This window comes from Pleionea mediterranea (genome assembly GCF_003148745.1).
Classification (GTDB): domain Bacteria; phylum Pseudomonadota; class Gammaproteobacteria; order Enterobacterales; family Kangiellaceae; genus Pleionea; species Pleionea mediterranea.
In genome coordinates, this window is sequence record NZ_QGGU01000005.1 from 148,911 (window position 1) to 166,013 (window position 17,103).

At 42.9% G+C, this 17,103-nt stretch carries 16 protein-coding genes and 1 other RNA gene; 6 read left to right on the forward strand and 11 right to left on the reverse strand.

The features are described 5' to 3' along the window. Positions 1-65: 65 nt before the first annotated feature. The 3 genes from C8D97_RS07855 to C8D97_RS07865 all read right to left on the reverse strand — a co-directional run bounded on the left by C8D97_RS07855 (position 66) and on the right by C8D97_RS07865 (position 2,072). Positions 66-368 (reverse strand): putative signal transducing protein, encoded by a 303-nt coding sequence (locus C8D97_RS07855; protein WP_109763215.1) that lies wholly within the window; start codon positions 366-368, stop codon positions 66-68. 315 nt (positions 369-683) lie between these two features. Next, a complete protein-coding gene (locus C8D97_RS07860) occupies positions 684-893 on the reverse strand; it encodes a cold-shock protein (protein WP_109763216.1) in 210 nt (69 codons plus the stop codon). Positions 894-1,229: 336 nt separating this feature from the next. Further along, positions 1,230-2,072 (reverse strand): DUF6279 family lipoprotein, encoded by an 843-nt coding sequence (locus C8D97_RS07865; RefSeq protein WP_109763217.1) that lies wholly within the window; start codon positions 2,070-2,072, stop codon positions 1,230-1,232. Between the two features lie 272 nt (positions 2,073-2,344). Between C8D97_RS07865 and ttcA the strand changes: the two genes are divergently transcribed. Continuing rightward, the gene (gene ttcA / locus C8D97_RS07870; protein WP_109763218.1) at positions 2,345-3,259 is read left to right on the forward strand and encodes a tRNA 2-thiocytidine(32) synthetase TtcA; all 915 of its coding nucleotides are present in this window, start codon (positions 2,345-2,347) and stop codon (positions 3,257-3,259) included. Between the two features lie 429 nt (positions 3,260-3,688). Here ttcA and C8D97_RS07875 read toward each other — a convergent pair whose 3' ends face one another. Then, positions 3,689-5,275, reverse strand: a complete 1,587-nt coding sequence (locus C8D97_RS07875; RefSeq protein WP_170115182.1) for a methyl-accepting chemotaxis protein — start codon at positions 5,273-5,275, stop codon at positions 3,689-3,691. A 164-nt stretch (positions 5,276-5,439) separates the two neighbouring features. Between C8D97_RS07875 and C8D97_RS07880 the strand changes: the two genes are divergently transcribed. Both C8D97_RS07880 and C8D97_RS07885 read left to right on the forward strand, forming a co-directional pair. After that, complete coding sequence (locus C8D97_RS07880) at positions 5,440-5,961, forward strand: hypothetical protein (RefSeq protein WP_109763220.1); 522 nt, start codon at positions 5,440-5,442, stop codon at positions 5,959-5,961. 42 nt (positions 5,962-6,003) lie between these two features. Then, entirely contained in the window at positions 6,004-6,594 is a 591-nt protein-coding gene (locus tag C8D97_RS07885) for a DNA-J related domain-containing protein (protein ID WP_109763221.1), read from the forward strand. A gap of 61 nt (positions 6,595-6,655) precedes the next feature. Here C8D97_RS07885 and C8D97_RS07890 read toward each other — a convergent pair whose 3' ends face one another. Then, positions 6,656-7,273, reverse strand: a complete 618-nt coding sequence (locus C8D97_RS07890) for a tRNA-uridine aminocarboxypropyltransferase (RefSeq protein ID WP_109763222.1) — start codon at positions 7,271-7,273, stop codon at positions 6,656-6,658. A 74-nt stretch (positions 7,274-7,347) separates the two neighbouring features. Continuing rightward, the gene (locus C8D97_RS07895) at positions 7,348-7,767 is read right to left on the reverse strand and encodes a hypothetical protein (RefSeq protein ID WP_146196121.1); all 420 of its coding nucleotides are present in this window, start codon (positions 7,765-7,767) and stop codon (positions 7,348-7,350) included. 216 nt (positions 7,768-7,983) lie between these two features. On the opposite strand from C8D97_RS07895, the gene C8D97_RS07900 reads away from it, so the two are divergent. Further along, the gene (locus C8D97_RS07900) at positions 7,984-9,267 is read left to right on the forward strand and encodes a Glu/Leu/Phe/Val family dehydrogenase (protein WP_109763224.1); all 1,284 of its coding nucleotides are present in this window, start codon (positions 7,984-7,986) and stop codon (positions 9,265-9,267) included. Between the two features lie 104 nt (positions 9,268-9,371). Here C8D97_RS07900 and C8D97_RS07905 read toward each other — a convergent pair whose 3' ends face one another. The 3 genes from C8D97_RS07905 to C8D97_RS07915 all read right to left on the reverse strand — a co-directional run bounded on the left by C8D97_RS07905 (position 9,372) and on the right by C8D97_RS07915 (position 12,722). After that, complete coding sequence (locus C8D97_RS07905) at positions 9,372-11,234, reverse strand: protein kinase domain-containing protein (protein ID WP_109763225.1); 1,863 nt, start codon at positions 11,232-11,234, stop codon at positions 9,372-9,374. A gap of 89 nt (positions 11,235-11,323) precedes the next feature. Next, positions 11,324-11,836, reverse strand: coding sequence for an FHA domain-containing protein (locus tag C8D97_RS07910; RefSeq protein ID WP_109763226.1), 513 nt, complete (start codon positions 11,834-11,836; stop codon positions 11,324-11,326). A gap of 82 nt (positions 11,837-11,918) precedes the next feature. After that, on the reverse strand, positions 11,919-12,722 hold the full coding sequence (locus C8D97_RS07915; RefSeq protein WP_170115183.1) for a PP2C family protein-serine/threonine phosphatase: 804 nt from the start codon (positions 12,720-12,722) through the stop codon (positions 11,919-11,921). A 227-nt stretch (positions 12,723-12,949) separates the two neighbouring features. Here C8D97_RS07915 and ssrA point away from each other — a divergent pair. Both ssrA and C8D97_RS07925 read left to right on the forward strand, forming a co-directional pair. Next, positions 12,950-13,295: a transfer-messenger RNA gene (ssrA, locus tag C8D97_RS07920) on the forward strand. Between the two features lie 355 nt (positions 13,296-13,650). After that, positions 13,651-14,985, forward strand: coding sequence for an ABC transporter substrate-binding protein (locus C8D97_RS07925; RefSeq protein WP_109763228.1), 1,335 nt, complete (start codon positions 13,651-13,653; stop codon positions 14,983-14,985). 6 nt (positions 14,986-14,991) lie between these two features. Here C8D97_RS07925 and C8D97_RS07930 read toward each other — a convergent pair whose 3' ends face one another. Continuing rightward, on the reverse strand, positions 14,992-16,158 hold the full coding sequence (locus tag C8D97_RS07930; RefSeq protein WP_109763229.1) for a heparan-alpha-glucosaminide N-acetyltransferase domain-containing protein: 1,167 nt from the start codon (positions 16,156-16,158) through the stop codon (positions 14,992-14,994). Between the two features lies 1 nt (position 16,159). After that, complete coding sequence (locus C8D97_RS07935) at positions 16,160-17,092, reverse strand: (2Fe-2S)-binding protein (RefSeq protein ID WP_109763230.1); 933 nt, start codon at positions 17,090-17,092, stop codon at positions 16,160-16,162. Between the last annotated feature and the right edge of the window lie 11 nt (positions 17,093-17,103).

Here is a 17,103-nt window from a genome sequence, read left to right on the forward strand (position 1 = left end):
GAATTGATCAGGTCGCTATAAACTAAACGAACACTGAGTAATAAATACTGGATTTTAAGTTTCGATTACTGACTGTTCTGACAACTCCAGCAAATTTCAAACGCCGGGGCGTTCTCTTCTCCACACTCACCACACAACCAGTTGTTGCCGTGTTCCTGCCGCTGTTTAAAGTCGTTCAGCAATCGTTCGGCCTGTGCAAACTGTTCCGGTTTAACAAACACCTCTATTTCGGTCACATTCATAGGCAACTCGCCCATGGCACCGGCCAAGGCTTCACCTTTTAAGAAAACTTCAATACCTTCACTGTCGAGCATGGCACGTATGGTATTCGCTTCCAGATAATTGGCTGAACTGCATAGTTTATTCATAATTATTGTTTAAACGCTTACCCTTATTAAAATATATGCCATTACCTCTAGGATCGCCACTCTGGTAACCTTCTCCGTTATTTAACATATCCAATATGTAACGTATCCAGTATGAAACCTGTCCAGTATGTAAGATACCCGATATTTAAAGTATCCCGCATTTAAGGATCTCGTATTTAAGTATCCCTGAATTTAGGTATTCAATGCTGAAACAGCTTTTTCCCTTTATCGCTATTCAGTGATGCTTTGATAAATAGCGGGCATAAAAAAACCGCGAACGAATCGCGGTTTTTTTACTGCTACGGAAGTATCCAATTAACCCAATACTTCAACGTTGGCAGCTTGAGGACCTTTCTGTCCATCCTGGATTTCAAATTGTACCCTTTGGCCTTCGGCTAACGTCTTGAATCCATCGCCTTTGATAGAGCTAAAGTGAACGAATACATCAGGACCGCTTTCTTGCTCAAGAAATCCAAAACCTTTCGTTTCGTTAAACCATTTTACCTGACCAGTAGTTACTGACATTGTATTACTCCTGAGATATAACTAATTATTCAATGATACCGTCACCTGCAACTCGCAAGTAACAACTCGTGAAAATCCAGGAATTACTTAAGCTCACACGAAACGAGGTACAACAGAAAGGTCTTCGATCTTGCAATGCCATAAATACTCGCTGTCATTTCACAGCCTATTCAGTATAAAACACTGAAAAGTGAAGTAAAGGTAATTTTTTACTGTGACAGGAAGATGACAATCGTATTATCGCAGAATACAAGATATTGATATATATAGTGAAATAGTTCACTTTATCTTGTTATGTTTCACCCAACACTCATCCGTTTAAAAGCTTGAACTTGCTTAATCATCATCCATCAAATCGGTAAAATCCTCTTTGTAATCGCTGATTTTTGCCAACAAACGCTTTAATTGTTTGTCCGATAAGGTGTCATAAATACGAATTAAATAATGCTGGGTTAATTCACGATTGTTTTGATACATGGCTTTTAAAACATCGCCTTGTAATGACTGGGCATTGACCATTACGGATTGAATTGAATTTGCGCCCTGTTCTTGTTGGCGCGTTTTTAATGCCTCACGCATTGCCTCACGCCAGCGTTTTCGATAAGCCATTCGCTCCAAAGTTGTGGACTGAACTTGACTGGCCCATTCGGTGACGATCATTTTTTGTTCATTGCTTAACCGGCCGATCCATTCACTGACACCGTCAGCTATGTTTTCATCCTTTTGTTCAAATAATTCTTCTGCAGACAACTCGTTAAACTCTTCCAGTGTTTCTTGATCCATTTGTTCCAGTTCAATGAATAACTCATTCACTTGTTGATCAGACAACTGCACCATTAAGCTGGCAAAATCACCGGCCAGTTCGTCCACCAGATTTTGATAAAAATTCGACAATTGTTGTCGATGAAAATCGTATCGTTGCTCAACTTGTTTGTTGCGAATGTCTTTATCCAGCGAGTCGAGCCAGGCAATATATCGGGGTAGCTCATTTTCTCTGTGCCATTCAGTTTTTAACAGCATCAGTTTTTCCAACTGCTCTTCTTGCTGGCCCGATAACTCAACATAGTCATCCACGTACCAGGGGACTACCCAGTCAAGCCGGTTGTACCAGAACTTTATACTGCAACCTTGCAGCAGCAAAACTGCCGCGATTAACGTTAGCCAGTGCTTACATCTCATTCCCTCCCCCTTACCTTACTCTGCACATCTTTGATGCAATATTTTATTTATTATCAAGCCTTTAGCGGTTCTATATGACGTGTTTTAAGTGCTTTTATGGTCTCAACCGCCTTAAAACCAGCGGCTCTTGTATTATTGAGTCACCACTGGTGGATTAGACAGCTGTTATCTCATTAAAATGGATAAAATTCAATCAGGAGGTTTCCTGCGCCCCATGACATCAGTATAATGTGCCGCCCTGATCCATCACCCATTAAATACGTAGTAACGCCATGCAATCGCCCGCTCAAACAGACAAAGTAAACTTCAATAAGCTGCATAAAAAGCTACGTCGACACGTTGGTCGAGCGATAGCCGATTTCAATATGATTGAAGATGGCGACAAGATCATGGTTTGTCTGTCGGGTGGCAAAGACTCCTACACCATGCTCGATATTTTGCTTAATCTGCAAAAGCACGCGCCTGTGTCCTTTGAGCTGGTTGCGGTTAATCTGGATCAAAAACAACCCGGTTTTCCCGAGCATGTGTTACCCAATTATCTGACCGAGCAGCAGGTGCCTTTTCATATTATTGAAGAAGATACCTACTCCATTGTTAAAGAGAAAGTGCCCGAGGGCAAAACCACCTGCGCGCTTTGCTCTCGATTACGACGGGGCATCATTTACAGTTGGGCGGCCAAAAACAACATCACTAAAATTGCCTTGGGGCATCACCGTGATGATATGGTAGAAACCCTGTTTCTTAATATGTTTTTTGGCGGCAAATTAAAATCCATGCCGCCTAAATTATTAAGTGACGATGGTCAGCATCTGGTAATACGCCCACTCGCTTATTGCCGCGAAAAAGACATTGCCAAATACTCGGAACTAAAACAGTTTCCGATCATTCCTTGTAACCTGTGCGGCTCTCAGGAAAACCTGCAACGAAAGATTATAAAAGAAATGTTAAAAGACTGGGATCGCAAACACCCCGGACGCATTGAATCCATATTCAATTCTATGAGTAATGTTGCCCCTTCACATCTGTTGGATACGGAATTGTATAACTTTGAGCATTTCGAGCGACAGCCTACACCATTTAACAATGGCGATATGGCGTTTGATCAGGAATCCTTTAGTGAGCCAACACCCGATCCCGATGATGTACTGGAAAACCGGGCCTCGGTAATTGATTTTAAAGCAGTTTAGTTAGAGCCTGTTTATCTTTCTTTATTTTAGATGCAGGCGTTTATTTTATAGCACAACAAGGCAGAGGGAGTGATGAATAGTTATTCTCGACTTTGTCTCCTGAGTCGTTCTACCTCCTACATCCTGTAGTCGTATTTGAATGACCGATAACGCAGTTGTGTCATAAAATCACCCCTGCCCGAAGGGTTGAGGCTAAAATTAAGCCATTCTTTGTTGAGAATTCCTTATTTAGAATAACTAAACCTCAAAATTCACGCCGCGACTGGCTTAATTTTAGCACTCAACATCACAAATAATGAAAGATAAACACGCTCTAGCTTATTCGATACGTATTACTTTTTTCGCAAAGTATTTAACGGCACGCCATTCAGTCTAAAACATTGAATGGCAAAATACCGTAAGCTACAAAAATAGAGCTCCCTTGTTTAACTATTCAATTCCTTTAAATGAGTTTACTTGCTGATACAGGGCGCTAATGTTGCGTACAACCACTTGGGTTTCTTGGGATACCTTTCCGGTTTCTTCCGAGACCAAACCAACTAAATCATTAAGTTCTTCAACACGCTGTTTTACTGACACCATCTGATCGCGATGACTCAAAGTAGTGGCGGCTATATTTTTATTGGACGCTAATATTGTATCAATCGCCGTTTTAATCGCCGTGAGTGCATCACCCGCTAACTGAGCCTGCTTTACCGAATCCACAGCAGTGTCTTCGGTAACTCGCATCGCCGCTGTCGACTCACTCATGCAGTCAGAAAGAGACTCTATCACCCCCTGGATCTCTTCTGTTGCTTCCTGTGTGCGTGTCGCTAATTGCCTCACCTCATCAGCAACTACCGCAAATCCCCGACCTGAATCGCCAGCACGGGCAGCCTCAATAGCCGCATTGAGTGCCAATAAATTTGTTTGTTCTGCTATTTGCTGAATAACACTTACAAGACTGCTGATATGAGTGCTCTGTTGTTGCAGCTTTAATATTAACTCACTCACATTAGACACTTTATCAGCAAGCGCATTAATCTGCTGAACGGTTGACTCAACTTCCTGATACCCCACCGTTGACTGATGATAACCTTGCTCTGCGGCAGCTTCGGCATCGGAAGCCTGAACAGAAACATCTTCTACTCCCTGCGCAAAAACCAATAAGGTTTGTGACAACTCATCAGATTCATGGCGCTGCTTTTCGACTTGCTGATTGGCACGCGTGACAACATTGTCCATTTCACGTGTACTGACTTCCAGCTCTCCGGTGGCAAGATGTGTGGTTTGCAATAACGTACGAAACGATTCAAATAATTTATTCAGAGACTTAGCCGCTTGCCCAATTTCTGTTTTTGAAGCATCGTCAAATGTTAACGATAAATCACGCTCGGTCGCCGACCTTTCTATTTGCCGGGCAAAGGATTCAACAGGTTTGGCAATATATTTTTTAACCAGTAAATAGGCGATAAATGCAGCAATAATTAAAATGACCACAAAACCTTCCGTCAACCAGGATGCTTTGCTTAATAACGCAGTTGCCTGCTCTGTCTGCTCAATGGTTTGCTGTTCTATTTTGCTTGCACGCTTATCAAGCTGTTGCTGCGTGGCTTCTGCATAATCCGCAAGCAGGGCTAAATGCCTGCGAGCTTCGTCCCAGTCTACGGTTTCGCTATTCATTACAGCAGAGAAGTCTCTTAACAACTTTTTTAATGAATCGTCGAGCGATAATGACAACATTGACATGCTGCTATTTAAGGACTCTTGCTCAGCTTTTAACGCGGCCTGGTATTCAGCCTGTTCAGAAGTTAACGAATAGCGACTATAAGCCAACACCTGAAGCTGAGCCAACGAAAAGCGAGCCTTTGAGATCGCAAGAAGCTTTGGCAAGTTTTGATTCTGGAGGTTACTGAATTGCTGCTCAGCCTGATTATGGTAGGACAGTAGAAACACCATCAACAGCAGCCCTAAAATAGCATTAAGCAGGAAGCCCGCTGTGATACGAGTCACCAAAGATTGCATTTTAGAAAACATAACCACTACCATCCTATTATTTTTATAAGTTGCACGCTTACTAAGCATAGACCAGCAAGCCAATATTGTCCGTTCTGTGATCCCTAAGCTTTTAATCATCCATGCCTTGTAATTAATGGTTAAATCTTCAATACTGGGGTTTTGTAACAATAGCGAGCTAAACCGTGTCGTTAAAATCCTTCTTCAACCGCTTTTTATCATCCAGAACTGCAGCATCGCACGATTCAACTGACAGCAGTAGCACCAGTGATCACTCAAATACCGCTAACTCTGCAAATAGCTCAAGCCCGGTCATGGGCGAAATGGGTATGGAAAAACTCAAAGCAGTGATCGATGAAGTCACTTCTTCTTTTCCATTGTTTGAAAAAGCAGGGTTTCATGTTGAAGAAGTGCAAGTTGAAATAGGCATGACGCCCAAGTTAATGCCCCGCTTTAAACAGGTTAAGGAAGTATCCGTTTCCGAACAGGAAGCCTTACTGCAGCAAGCGGGTGAAAAAAAGTTGGTGAAGTTTATGCTGATCAGTTTATTTAAGTCTTCAAAAATGAAAAACCTAATAAATGATCCCAAACTTGATTTTCACGGTATAGAAATCGACTTAACAGCCGTACCTTCGGTACGCAGTATTTTTCGCTCAGCAAAAAACTGTGACAATGTGGTACGACTGGACAGTCACGATCACCATTAATAACTTATATTACCGCAGCTATACCGACTAACTTGATTACCTATGCCTGACTTTAATAACATCGTCATCGAGTTCCTGCGCGAAAACAACAATAAGATCAGTGAGCACCTATTATTAAAACATATTGAAACTCATCACTCCGACTTTTTCTCTGTGCTGCCTAATCCTAACAGGCTATATGAGAAACACTTTTATTTATTCCACAAGCTTTATCAGCTCAAACAAGCCCTATTTGATGACAAACTACACTTAACGGTTTCAGCGTTAACAATAGAGTTATTACCGACAACATCATCACATGAGCAGGCAGCCAACAAATCTCTTGGCGACAATCATCCTATTGGCGACAGTGACCCATTGGCTGAATTTTACCTCGATAAAAATAATCTATATCTGTCCGAGTCGGAGGTTCAGGCGATGCAAAAAAAATTCTGGCAACGCTATCTGGCAATACAACAAAAGTCAGACGCCATTATTTGTCTGGAGCTTCAGGGAGAAACACCGTTAACCTTGCAAAAAGTTAAGAAACAGTACCAGAAACTGGCTCAACAACATCACCCGGACAAAGGCGGCAACGCTGAAAAATTCCAGGCTATTAAGCAGGCGTTTAATGAATTAAAGTTGATCTTTTAAGACTGTATTGGAATGGTTTATTAATAAGTTCCTTGTAAAAAAAGAGCGGCCATAGACTGCCTTAACAATAACGCTGCTTTACGTCCTCTGGCATCAACTTTATTTGTTGCTGCTGCATGTAGTCAAAAAGATTATGCAGCGGTTGACTATTGATACCCTCGACAAGCTCCAGAAAATAAACAACTGCCTCCAGCGTGGACACACCAGACTCAACCGGTGATCGCCGAATATAATAATTCGATGCCAGGTTTTGAGAGAAGTGATAGGCCTGTAGTGGCTGTAGCCACGGATTCTGTTTATAAATTTTTAACGCTTTGCGCCAGGTGCCATCAATCACAATCAGTAATTTCTTTTGCTCCAGATCCGGTAATCGATTGCTCACACGCTCAAATGCTTGTTCCAACGCAATACTTTCATCACAAGGAAATAATAAATATATCTGTCCGTTAAACGCAGATATCTTTTGGGCAACGTCATCAAAATCAGATGATGTCTCACCAACAAAACATTGGAGATTGGGTAACGAAAGACTTAATAAACGAACAGTGCCTTTTGCATTTTTTATTTCTTCCGGATGTTGCAGAACGATAATTTCGGTTGAGCAGGTTATCGTCTCAACGTGATCACAAATACAGGTTTTATCAGGATAATGACATCGCGAACAAATATGCCTCGTCATAAATTTAATCTATTTCTCTTAATTTAACATTGCAGTTGCAAACTAATTACATGAAACACTAGGTTTCAACACTGTTAATCTAACTGCTTTAACGCAATTAAAACTTCTTGCTCTAGCGCTCTGTTTGCCTCAGTGATTAATTTATTCGCTGACTCTTTTTCATTCAATTGTTGCCATTGTTCAGACCATACCAGTTTTAAATCATCCGCCCGCTGCTTAACGGATGATGGCATAATGGCGCTTAAGGACTGTATAAAATTAATGCGAGTCCACCCCTCTATCACATTATTATTAGATTCTGGTGCATAAAAGGTTTGATCAACCAGCAGCTGTAACTTGGCAATTTCACGAACAATTTCAAAACCAGAGGCACGATAATTACGGTTTAACTCGGTTTGCTCATTGCGCCAGGTATTATAAAACAAAGCCGATAACGCCACAGCAAGACTGAGCAACGATAACCAGTTGTTTTTTAATGTCTGTTTTTTCATCATTACACCTCATGCCAATTTGTCTACCAGTTGCCTAAGTCACTCTTTACTGCGTTCTTTTCAGTGTAATCAAGTCTCCAGTCGGCCGCCAGATCAATCCTGATCTATAATATTTCAATAAATTTGTGCACTGCGTCTTGAGTTAGCCCTTGTAACAAGGACAATACCACCCCATCACAAGACCAGTAGAACAGTCACCTCAACACAAAGGACACAATCATGTCGAAAAATGTATTTGAAGATGCCCTGGAGCGCGTAAAAAGTATTGGCGAAACATCAGGCGTTTCCGCGGAAATCATAGATGGCCTAATGCATCCTCGAGCGACCATGACAGCCTCATTGCCAGTAAGAATGGACGATGGCTCAACGCACCGGTTTACCGGCTATCGCTGCCAGTACAATAATGTTTTGGGTCCAACAAAGGGTGGCATTCGTTATCACCCCGACGTCAGTATTGAAGAAGTGCAGGCGCTGGCTTTATGGATGACGATAAAGTGCGCGGTGGTTGGCTTACCTTATGGCGGTGGTAAAGGCGGTGTGATTGTCGATCCGAAAAATCTGTCGCCGATGGAACTGGAGCGTTTGTCGCGCGCTTATGTTCGTGCCATGGCAGACTTTATTGGTCCACAAACTGATATACCGGCTCCTGATGTCTATACCAATGCCAGAATCATGGGCTGGATGGCCGATGAATACGAAGCCATCAAACGCGTAAAAGCACCCGGTGTTATTACCGGAAAACCAGTTCGTCTTGGCGGTAGCCTGGGTCGCGACGATGCCACCGGTCGCGGTGCTTATTTATGTGTGTTGGAGCTGGCAAAGCAGGTTGATTTAAAACCGGAGCAAACCACTGTTGCCGTTCAGGGATTTGGTAATGGTGGCTACCATGCTGTAAGACTGTTGCAAGAAGCCGGTTATAAAGTGGTCGCCATCAGCGATTCACAGGGCGGTATTTTTTCACCCAATGGTTTCGATGTTGAAAGTATTTATAAAGAAAAACAAACCTCACGCCGTGTTCGCGCAGTTTATTGCGAACACTCGGTGTGCGAACTGGTTGAGCATAAGTCCATCAGTAATGAAGAACTGCTGGAGCTGGATGTCGATATTCTTATTCCGGCGGCTCTTGAAGGCGTCATTACCAAAGACAATGCCAATAACATTCGCGCCAAATACATTGTCGAAGTGGCCAACGGCCCAATCGAAAGCGATGCCGACAAAATACTGGACGATAAAGGCATTGTTATTATCCCCGATGTATTGGCAAATGCTGGCGGTGTTACGGTGAGTTACTTTGAGTGGGCTCAAAACAGGCAAGGCTATGCATGGTCACTGGAACAGGTGCACGAGCGGCTTGGTGAAATTATGCGCAGTGCCTTCAGTGATGTCTGGTCTTTATCGAAAGAAGAAAGTAAAAGTTTGCGCGATGCCGCTTACACACGAGCCATGCGCCGCATTGGTGAAGCCATAGAAGCGCACGGTACTCGGGATTACTTTAATTCTTAATTGAATTCATTACTGGATCGCTTTTGCTCAAAATAAAAAGCCTGTCGTGAAACACGACAGGCTTTTTTAAAGTTATCTTTTTATATGGTTTAAACCATATTTTACTAATCCTGATACTTTTCCAGAATCACCGTAGACTCATCACTGTCGGTGGATTTAACCGCTTCTCCGGTCGGCTTGGACACGAGTAATTTTTCCGTATCGCCAGAAATTCGCGGCGCACCTTTATCGAATCGTTTTTCCAGTGATTCCGCCATCTGATTAAAAGCAATACTCATACGGCCAAACTCATCATTACGTTCCACGCCTAACCGCCGATTGAACTGTCCGCGTCTTATGCGCTCCAGTGCCAGTGACAACTTTTTCGACTGCGCCGATATTTTTCGGGCAAACGCCAAAGTCATAACAAAAACCGCAATCAAGGTAATGATCATCAGAACGATCATAATGATTAACGTTAATTTTGCCGATTGCACCAGATTATCTGCGGATACGGTGACCACCACACGGCCAAGTTTCTTATCCTGATACATAATGGTCGAATCCACATCAAACACCTGATGGTTGGACGACACGGTTCGGCTGTAGATGGCCGCGTTTTCCGTTTGATCGATTAACTCACTGCCAGCAAACGGTAAAAAAGGTTTATTCACTTCTTCTGACAAGGTACTGGCGAGCACCTTGCCCTGATTGTTACGCAGACTGACGTATTCAATGTCCTGATTCTGTTTTAAATCACTCACAATGGCTTCCAGCGCCACCTGATCTTGCAGCAACATGGGTTCTGCTACTTCAAACGCGATCAGTTTGCTGGTGGAATAACCGTAATCGGTGGCCATATTACGCATGGCGCTGTACTGCTGAAAATACACAATGACCAAACCTATCAGCATGGTTACGGCAACCAGGCTGGCCATACCAAGGGTCCAACGCAACCGTAACGACACAAAACCGGGGCGATCCTGCTCCTTCTGTTGCGTCTCCATCACGTTTAGCAATTCTTTTATGTCGCGCATTAATAGCGCGGCATTCTGATAACGCTTGTCCGGTTGTTTTTGCAACAGTTTACGAACAATATCCTGCAACTCATCGGGGATCGTCACCCCTTCAACCGACATGTTTTCAGGCTTATCTTTTATGATCTGACGGAACAACTCACCGTAATCATCGGCCCGAAACGGTGTTGTACCAGTAATCATGGTGTGAATTAGCGATCCCAGCGAGTAGAGATCGGAACGGGCGTCAAGCGATTGACCCAGTACTTGTTCTGGTGACATATATTCCGGCGTACCCAGAACTTTCTCCTGAGTTTTGCCGGCTGAAGCTAATGAATCATCCAGCTGGGCAATACCAAAATCAGTGATCTTGACGGTTTTATTATCGGCCAGGCACATAATATTACCGGGTTTAATATCACGATGGCTGACACCCTGCTTGTGCGCGTAATAGAGCGCGCGAGTCAGCTGCACTAAAATAGAAACAGTGAAATTAACCGTAAAGCGCTGACGCTTGCGTAGTAGGTCATCGAGCGGTGTGCCGTCAAGCAGTTCCATAGCGATGTAGGGTTTGTCGTCGGCCACACCAACGTCATAAACCGTGACAATGCCCGGATGGGCCAGTTGACCAGCTAGTTTTGCTTCGCGAATAAATCCGGCACGATAATCATCATCATTGGCCAGTTCTTCACGCAATACTTTCACCGCAAGAAACCGATCAATCTCTGGATCGTAGGCTTTGTAAACATAAGCCATTGCACCACGACCCAACTCATCAATCACTTTATAGCGACCAACGTTTTTCGGGCGCACAGCTTTCGATTTAGGCTCGCTCGAACTGGCTGAAGAACTTGTTAACGACGAAGAACGCTCCGCTTTACCGGAAGATGGTGAACGCTTATTGGCGTTGTTGGACGATGTAGGCTGCTCCCCTTTAGCATCGCCCAGAGACGTTTTAAATCGAGATTGCACGTTTAGTATGCCTCATACTGTCGCATCACTCGACTGCATTGTTGCTTTCGACGCTTCCTGCAAGCGACTATTCCGATAAATATACAGCATTACATTAAGTAATAGGCTGCAGCGGCCAGTCCACCAATGGCAACAATGCCAATAAGCACAATTTTGGTGCCCAAACCCAGCGAACTTGCTGGTTTGTTGGACTGACTGTCATCAACCAGTGAAAACATAAATTCTACGCCACCAAAGCGTATCCGGTCACCGGGGTAAACATCACTTTCAGACACCTTATCGCCGTTGACATAGGTACCATTCGATGACAACAAATTAATAACTTTCCACTGTTCGCCAGAATAAACAATTTTCGCATGGGTAGACGACACACTGGGCTCATTCAAACGAATGTCGCTGTCGTGCGTACGACCGACCTGATATCGAGTTTCGGTTAGCATGTAACGTTTACCGGAAAACGGCTTACTAATGCCAATTAAAGCCGGTTGCCCAGTGCCTTCTGCACTTTGCTCCTTTAACTGGCTGGCCAGTAAACTCTCCACTTCGGACAGATCAAATACCTGTGTCCCCTGTGGTCCTACTTTCTGTTTTTTATCGGTCATATGTACCCCATAGTATGTAACCAATAAACATCCTGTTCTCGCGTGCCCAAACAGGGCTTCGGCAGCTTGCCTCGATTGTACGTTATTTTATTATTTTTAACTTTCGAGCCATCAGGGATAAGCGATACCACAATCCCTTCAACCCTTTTGGTAATTCGATGGGTGAACGCAAAAGAATAATGGAAATATTATCTTGTCCGCCCTTATTCAATGCCATTCGTAACAGTCTATCGGCGGTAATATCCAGATCAGACTGAGCAGAAAAGATAGTGATCATATCTTGCTCGGTCAGCTCTTCCGTCAGGCCGTCACTGCACAATAAGATGACTTGCTCCGGCTCCCACTGATAACGGGTTGTATCCACCTTAACCTGTTTCAACTCTTTAGAGCCCAGACACTGAGTAATCAAATGCCTTTGCGGATGCGACTTTGACTCTTCCTGGCTGATAAGTCCGGCAGATAACAAACGCTCCACCAATGAGTGATCCTGTGTCAGCTGTGTTAACCGCTTTTTTTTCGGTTGCCACAGATAACCCCGACTATCACCAACCCAGTTCATGGAAAACCCACTGCCATTATGCTTTAGAGCAACTGCTGTGGTGCCCATACCGTCCGCGCCCTCACCGCTTTCGGCCGCCTTAAGAATATCAAAATGCGCCTGCTGGATAGCCTCAGAAACCGACTTACCGGCGGCACATTCCTGTTTGATACTCTCAATCGCTTGATGACTGGCCACTTCGCCGCACGAATGACCACCCATTCCATCAGCCACCACCCAGAGACCTAATTCAGGCTCGCACAGGCAAGAATCCTCATTCAGCTCCCGAACCTTACCCGGATCGGTGCGACAAACATACTGCCAGTTTAGTGATTGATTTTGCTCCACAAACGGGATCCCATTCGAATAACTTATTGTATTTATTAAGCTTAGTGTACGTATTTTAGCTCACGAATCAAATTTACCCATAATTGAAGGTTTTATCTATAACAATCGAAAAGTATTTCACAACTTGGTACACGAAACACGATAAACCATAGCGACACGCCCTTGAATATGGGATAATTGCCCTAATTGATTAACTATCAATCGAAATTCTTAAGTTTTTACACATTGGGGACGATTTGGCTTCGACGTGGATTACAAAACTTAAGGGGCATGTCGAGGTGTCAGCGAACCTCGTACCCACTAGCTGAAAATTATAGTCGCAAACGACGATAACTACGCTTTAGCCGCTTAAGGCTAACTGTCGACTCTGAGTGTCACCGGTAGGAACTCGACAGACATATACGGAGACTCGCGGGTAAGCTTGCTTGTAGCCCAACCGTTAAACTTAAACAAGCTCACCTATTAGCTCCTGTCCGTCGGAAACTAATAGGTTAAATTAAAGACGAGACTACACATGTAGAACCTTAAGCAGCGGATTTGCGGACGCGGGTTCAATTCCCGCCGTCTCCACCAAATAAACAAGGCTCACCTTCGGGTGGGCCTTTTTTGTTTGTGGAAACGGTGCGGATGAGAAGCCAAGTAACGGGTTTACGTGTATCGCAAGGTAATAGTTGTTCCCGACAACTTCATTACATTCCCACCATCCATGGCGGTCAGAGCGCTACCGAACATCACCGACAAGGTGATGGCCCCCAAGGGGTGAGGCACAAGAATGTGCCGAATAATTTCAGCCGCTGTCACATTAAAAATTGCTCTACAGATATTCTTCTATCTATACAACCACAAACTAATTAACACCAATAGCACATTAGACGTATGTGTTGAAACAGCTATACTATGTTTCATAGAAAATTAGTATGGACCAATTATGATAGTGATAGCTGTTCGAGTTGTTTTCACTTTTCTTGTTTTAATATTTACGTCTTTTTCTGTTAATGCCGGAAGCAAAGACACTCTTAGTAGCTTAACCTTTGACGAGCTTTTAAGTGTTGAAGTGGGTAAAGGTGGACAAGGTGTTTTTGTATCCGAAAGCTATGACGGTTTAAACCAACCGATAAATATTGGTTTGGTACTTCCCGTTAGCAAGTACCCCACTTATTCCACAGAATTGATTGCTGCTGCAGACAGTGCCGCAGAAATAATCAATAAACATGGCGGAGTATTGGGTCGCCCTATTGCCATTATACGGGGTGATGATGCGTCCAATAATGACATGGCTATGTCCGTTACCAAAGAATTGCTTGATGACTTTAATGCGCAAGTGCTTATAGGCCCTGTTGAGTCCGACCGGGCTCAACAAGTTGCCGAGCAACTTACCCTGCCCAATGACATTCCATTAATCGCCCCCACCGCCAGTATGAATCAGTTGGTTGAAAATAATTCTCGCGGACTGGTGTATCGATTGATCGCTTCCAATGCCATGCAAGGAGAAGCCATTGCGAAACATATTGCTCAGCAAAGTCGCCATAAAAAAGTTATCGTAATTCGCACCAAACATGATTACGACATAGAACTAACCAATGAAATCATAGATTCATTGAATAAAAAAAATGGAAAGGTTATAGAGCAAATAGTGTTAAGTCGACTGGTCAATTACAAAGAATATAATATGAAACCGGTGATTCAAACACTAAAAAATGATAAGCCACAAACTGTCATTGTTATTTTGCCGCAGTTTCAGGCAGTACAAGTACTGGAGCATATAGAGCAAGCTAACCTATCCATCATGCCACTGTTTATTACCGCCGATCTGGTAAAACCGACCCCCATTATAAATGCTGACCTGCCAGAGATTAAAAAGTGCCTATCCATGGTTATCGCAGAGAGCCAACGGGTGGATTACAACGTATTTAAACAGGTTTCAGAAAAGCTGAATCTGGATAGCACTACTTACGACTCAGCTTACTTTTTCGATTCTGTGTTTATCATGGCTTACGCCAAAATCTACGCGCAACTGAATAAAGTTTCATTTGATGAAGCCATTCTAAAGATCACTGCCGATGGCATTCAGTTAACCCCAGATGACTTCCATCGCTTTCCCGAACTGGCAACAAAACACACAAGTTTTCAATTTGATGGCGCCAGTGGTCGCACGCATCTTAATAACAATGGCCACAATGTGGCCGCAAGCTTGTACTTCTGGTCACCTGAGACAGCGAACAAACCATTGAGAAAATGCGGCAAAGCCAATCGCCAAAGTTGAAATCATTCAGCTCGCGTTTAAACGGTCTGAGCAACTATCAGCTTGCATTTTATTTCTAATAATCTGACGACTAAACTGGATGCCTTTCTCCAAAAGATAATGAACCGTTAATGTCAATACAATCATTAAAGGTAACATAAGCATCAATTGCTCAGGCGATAGGGTTTTAAAACCAATCACGCCCATCCCCCAGCAAATCAATGTCCATTGCAACACATAAATAGACGTGACCCGCACACTGCACCAGCAAAGCAACTGAGTGATTTTATTATCCGGTAGTATTTTTATTAAATGAAACAGTAGCCATATACCTACGCCATTTAAACCAATTAAATACAGCGCACCGCCCGGACCAAGGTGAAAGAAGTTATTAAAATGATACTCCGTATTAATGGCGATCAATCCGACACCACAAGCAATTAATCCAGCACCAGTGATAGCCATCATTTTAAAGGTATACCCCTGATCGTGTTGCCTCTGCACAAATAAGTTTCCAAATAACCGACCAAACAATACACAAGCCATCCAGGGAAAAACGGGGAAATAAACCTGATAATTATCACTCCAAAACAAACTGGCTAAATAGCCTAGTCCATTAATGTCTAAAGTTGCCCCGCGAAGCTCACCGGAAAGCGCAATAATTAACAAACCAAAAACGATAATAAAGCTATTGCTGCTGAGCCACTTATTAAAGATCCCCATAATGATTAAAGTTATAGCGGCCATCTGTAAAATATCGCCGGTCAATAACAAGTAAACATATTGAGTAATATTCAATGGCGACTGCCACTGATAAGCCTGAACAAAACTTTCCGGCATGGTTTGAAACAGTGTGATGGGCACAATAAACTTTAAAAAATTAAGCGCATAAGCAAACGCAAGCAGCAACACACCACGAGAGATCAATCCGAATGCAGTATTTCTTGAGGATAATGCCATCGAAAATCCCATTAGTACCAGAAATGCCGCAGTACCTTTTCCCAGCAAGTGTAGCAAATCACCTATAACAGATTCGGATTGTGTTAGTTCACTGCCATACATCCAGAGGGTATGTACCATAATCATAACAATTACGGATAATCCTCGTGCGATATCAACCACCTCTATACGGTTCTTTTTTAATGACTCATGATTAGACGACGCTTCATTAGTTAACGCTACATTAGAAGACATATTAATTTCTCACTTCCGGCTCAATTTCCGGTTCAATTTTGATTAAGTTTTTATACTTTTTAGCACGAGATAATTTTGGACAGTTTGTGCACATACCCTGTGAGTCGACTTGAAAGTAAAAGCAACAGCTTCTTCGTATAGGCAGCAATTTGGCTGATTGCCTTTCATCTGTAATAAATGCAATGTTTTTTCTGGATTGCCAGGGCTTTAACCATAGTAGCGCGTATTGCCTTAAATCCTCATATTCCAGTTTAGCTTGCGATGCCAGTGCCGATAAAACAATGTCCTGTAGCGACATTATTAATAGCTGATATTTAACGTTAAACACCTGATGAACCAACTCAGCAATAGAGACTGACCATTGCTTAATCGAATAAGCAGAATGTTCAATTAAAGCTTCTAATGACATATTGTTGTTTCGATATGCTGCACCACTAACTGCACCACTCTCTTCAAAATTCTGTTCACTAAGAAGATTAAAGTTAACCGCAGAGACTTCACCATCGATTATTTTTAATGACAATGATTCCGTGTCTACACAGGATTTCACTTGATGCACTGACGAAACAATGGTGTACACCTGACGCCAAACGAGTTCAGTAAAACAGCGAAATATAGAATACTGCTTTGCTATGACTATTTTTTTTGGACAAGAATTTTCTCTACTCTTTTTTTCGATAGCCGGTTTTACATGACTGAGCATACCCTGACATATTTTTGTAAAAACACTGTCAACCAATAAGGTTGTCATTTGCTCCGTTTTATACCAGTGATTATTATGTTCCAAATCATTTGCACGATAACCATTTCTATCTTTTGGCTGATTACCGTCATGAACACAGATCCCATCGACTGTCAGGTTGTAGTATTTTGCTAAGTAATGCGTTAATGCTTCGAGTTTCGAATTATTAACGCTTACAATACATGACGTCATTACTTAACTTA

What these genes read in the sequence shown, in the direction of transcription:
- C8D97_RS07855 (WP_109763215.1), bottom strand. Translation starts at nt 368, where the DNA reads ATGAATAAACTATGCAGTTCAGCCAATTATCTGGAAGCGAATACCATA.
- C8D97_RS07860 (WP_109763216.1), bottom strand. Translation starts at nt 893, where the DNA reads ATGTCAGTAACTACTGGTCAGGTAAAATGGTTTAACGAAACGAAAGGT.
- C8D97_RS07865 (WP_109763217.1), bottom strand. Translation starts at nt 2,072, where the DNA reads ATGAGATGTAAGCACTGGCTAACGTTAATCGCGGCAGTTTTGCTGCTG.
- ttcA (WP_109763218.1), top strand. Translation starts at nt 2,345, where the DNA reads ATGCAATCGCCCGCTCAAACAGACAAAGTAAACTTCAATAAGCTGCAT.
- C8D97_RS07875 (WP_170115182.1), bottom strand. Translation starts at nt 5,275, where the DNA reads ATGTTTTCTAAAATGCAATCTTTGGTGACTCGTATCACAGCGGGCTTC.
- C8D97_RS07885 (WP_109763221.1), top strand. Translation starts at nt 6,004, where the DNA reads ATGCCTGACTTTAATAACATCGTCATCGAGTTCCTGCGCGAAAACAAC.
- C8D97_RS07890 (WP_109763222.1), bottom strand. Translation starts at nt 7,273, where the DNA reads ATGACGAGGCATATTTGTTCGCGATGTCATTATCCTGATAAAACCTGT.
- C8D97_RS07895 (WP_146196121.1), bottom strand. Translation starts at nt 7,767, where the DNA reads ATGATGAAAAAACAGACATTAAAAAACAACTGGTTATCGTTGCTCAGT.
- C8D97_RS07900 (WP_109763224.1), top strand. Translation starts at nt 7,984, where the DNA reads ATGTCGAAAAATGTATTTGAAGATGCCCTGGAGCGCGTAAAAAGTATT.
- C8D97_RS07910 (WP_109763226.1), bottom strand. Translation starts at nt 11,836, where the DNA reads ATGACCGATAAAAAACAGAAAGTAGGACCACAGGGGACACAGGTATTT.
- C8D97_RS07925 (WP_109763228.1), top strand. Translation starts at nt 13,651, where the DNA reads ATGATAGTGATAGCTGTTCGAGTTGTTTTCACTTTTCTTGTTTTAATA.
- C8D97_RS07930 (WP_109763229.1), bottom strand. Translation starts at nt 16,158, where the DNA reads ATGTCTTCTAATGTAGCGTTAACTAATGAAGCGTCGTCTAATCATGAG.
- C8D97_RS07935 (WP_109763230.1), bottom strand. Translation starts at nt 17,092, where the DNA reads ATGACGTCATGTATTGTAAGCGTTAATAATTCGAAACTCGAAGCATTA.